The sequence below is a fragment of the Streptomyces sp. SID5910 genome, from assembly GCF_009862125.1.
GTDB lineage: Bacteria > Actinomycetota > Actinomycetes > Streptomycetales > Streptomycetaceae > Streptomyces.
In genome coordinates this window covers 1-2,761 of sequence record NZ_WWHX01000841.1, presented here as the reverse complement: position 1 = coordinate 2,761, position 2,761 = coordinate 1, and the positions used below count along the sequence as shown (strand labels likewise).

The window sequence follows — 2,761 nt, the reverse complement described above, 5'->3', positions numbered from 1 at the left end:
CCCCGGCGCCGCCAGCGCACCGCGCCCGGTGACACCCAGCAGCTCCGCCTCGGACAGCGTCCAGCGGGCGAGCCGGGTGCGCAGGTCGTCCTCCTGGCCGTCCCGCCCGTCGCGCCGTGGCCCGCGCAGCGGACGCTCCCAGCGGAGCCTGGCCAGCACCGACTCCTCGGCCGGCGCGGACCCCTCCGGCAGCCCGGCCAGCAGGGCCAGCACCCGGTGCCGCACCTCGGGCGCCGCCGACCGGTCCAGGTTCGGGCCGAGCGCGGACAGCGTGCGGTCCTTGGCGTCCCGCCCGCCGACCAGCCCCGGCGTCCGGGTGGCCGTCAGCCACGCCTCGGCGAGCCGCGCCCAGCGCTCGGCGGGGGGCAGCTCCCGCCACTCGTCGTACGCCGGGGTCGCCGCGTACCGCTCGTCGGCCTCGCCGTCGGACGCCAGCAGCCCGGCCGCGTAGGCCAGCTCGGCCCAGAACGCGGCGACCGGTTCGGGCACGTCCAGGGCGACCGCCGTCCGCTTCAGGTCGCGCACGCTCAGCCCGCCGGCCCGCAGCACCGCCGGGCCGCCCTCGTGCCAGTCCTTCAGCAGCTCCTCGACGGTCGCCAGCGCCGCGAGGGCCTGGCCGGCCGCGGTGGCGTCCACCACCTGTGGACGGTGTACGGCGGTGGCCTCCACCGGCGGCGGCACCGGCTCGGTCGCCCGGTGCGCCCGGCCGGCGCGCAGATGCAGGGCGACCTCGCGGGGCAGCACGACCGTGCCGGGCGCGGTCGGCAGGAGCAGGCCGCGGTCCAGCAGTTGGCGCAGGTGGGGCGCCGGGTCGTGGGTGACCTGGCCGTAGGGCGGGCCCCAGACCAGCCGGTCCAGCACCTCGACGGAGCCCGCCGGCAGCTCGGCCAGCAGGGCCGCCATCCGCTCCCGGTCGCTGAACAGGGCGCCGAGCCCGGCCAGGGCGGTGACCGAGTCGTGCGTCGAGGGCAGGCCGAGGGTGGTCAGGATGTCCTGGACCCGGCCGGGCGACATCCCCGCGGCGGCCTCCCGCACGGTGGGCCCCAGACCGGTCGGGGACGGGTGCTGCGGGGACGGCGCGAGCAGCTCGCGGGCCGTGCGCACCAGCCGCAGCCGGTCGTCGCCGCCCCACACCAGGGCCTGTTCGCGCAGCAGGGCGAGTGCCCGGGGGAGGACACCCGCGACGGCCGGGTCGCCGTCGTCACCGGCCATCAGACCGAGCAGTTCGCCGTACGTCGCCGGGTCCGCCGCCACGGCCAGCGCCTCCGCGGTCTGGAGCGTGAACCGGTCCAGCCGCTCCAGCGCCCGCACCACCGAGGCACGGGTGCCGGCCCGGGTGGCGAGCTGGGTGAGGTCCGTGGGGACGGGAGTGATGAGGTCGGGGCGGCTGCGCAGGAGGGCGGCCAGGGAGACGTCGTCCCTCGCGCGGAGCGCTTCCGCGAGGGACCGGGGGGCCGCGGACTTCTCCTCGGTGCTCATCCGGCCAACGTTAGCGGGTGGGTACGGCGGTGGAGCGGCGCGTGCGCGGTGCGGTTCCCTCCGCGGGGGCGTCCGCCTCACCCGGGAACATTCGGTACCTTCGTCCGACGGGGTATCACAACTCACCCGCCCCGGAGGGGTTCGTGGGGATCGAGAGCGACCAGGTCGTCTACGAGTATCTGAGCCGCGTCGGCGACGTGGCCCAGCAACGGCAGCTGCCGTCGGCCACCCGCATGCGGCTGGTGTCCGAGCTGCGCAACGAGATCGACCGGCGGCGGGCTAGGACGACGGTCGACAGTCCGGCCGCCGTGCGGCGCATCCTGGACCGGCTCGGCAGCCCTGACGACGTCGTCGACGCGGCGGGCGGGTCCGGGGGGTCCGGGGAAGGCGACGGGGCGTCCCGGGCGTCGGCCGCCGCCGTGCCCGTGCAGCGGGACGGTGAGCCGGAGGGGCGGGAGAAGCGCAAGGGCCTGCGGCGTGCGGTGCCGCGTCCCCGCACCGCCGCGCCCGCGCCGGCGGCCGAGCCCGCCGCGTCTCCGCCGCATCTGGCGAGCGCGCAGGAGCTGGGGGACAGCGCCGTGCAGCCGGACTGGTGGCGGGTGGACGACGGGCCGTTCGGGGGCGCGGGCGACAGTGTGCCGGGGTTCGTGGGTGGGGTTGAGATTCCGGACCTGCTCAGGCCTCCGGCGGGGGAGAAGGACGGTACGGGTGGGGTCGGTCGGACAGCGCCGGTGGAGGCGGAGCCGGAGGATGCGGGGGACCCGCCCGCCGGGAAGGCCGGGAAGTCGGGGAGGCCCGGCAAGGCGCGCGCTGTTCGCGCCGTTCGCGCCACGCGCCGGCGGCGGCTGTGGCCCGAGGGTGGCTGGAACAACCCGCTTCTGCTGATCGCTGCCGCCTTGCTGATCGCCGGTGCGGTGCTCGGCAGCCTTGTCCCGCTGGGGCTGGGGTGGCTGATCGCCTACCTCTCCCGCCGGCTGACGCCGGCACAGGCGAAGTGGGCGGTGCTGGGTCTGCCCGGCACGGTCCTGGCGGGTGGTGTCGTCTGGCTCTGGGGGCGTACGGAGGGGCGCTGGGGTGACCCGGTGGCCGAGGGGCACATGAACGACGCCGTGGCCGAGACGTGGCCGTGGGTGCTGCGGGCGGCGGCGGTCGCCACGGCGCTGTACCTCCTCTGGCGCTCCCGCCGGGCGGGGGCCTGACGCCGCCCGGCGACGGGGTGAGCGTCGGGGTGGGTGTCGCGGCCCGGCGTTGCGGGGTGCCGCTGCGCCCACCCGTGCCGCCC

At 77.6% G+C, this 2,761-nt stretch carries 1 protein-coding gene and 1 pseudogene; one reads left to right on the top strand and one right to left on the bottom strand.

What is annotated here, in order from left to right; genetic code table 11:
• A pseudogene (locus GTW67_RS29610) lies at window positions 1-1,479 on the bottom strand (DNA-binding protein); the annotation flags it as partial.
• A 143-nt stretch (window positions 1,480-1,622) separates the two neighbouring features.
• Between GTW67_RS29610 and GTW67_RS29605 the strand changes: the two are divergent.
• Window positions 1,623-2,678, top strand: coding sequence for a hypothetical protein (locus GTW67_RS29605; RefSeq protein WP_161167828.1), 1,056 nt, complete (start codon window positions 1,623-1,625; stop codon window positions 2,676-2,678).
• The last annotated feature ends 83 nt before the right edge of the window (window positions 2,679-2,761 follow it).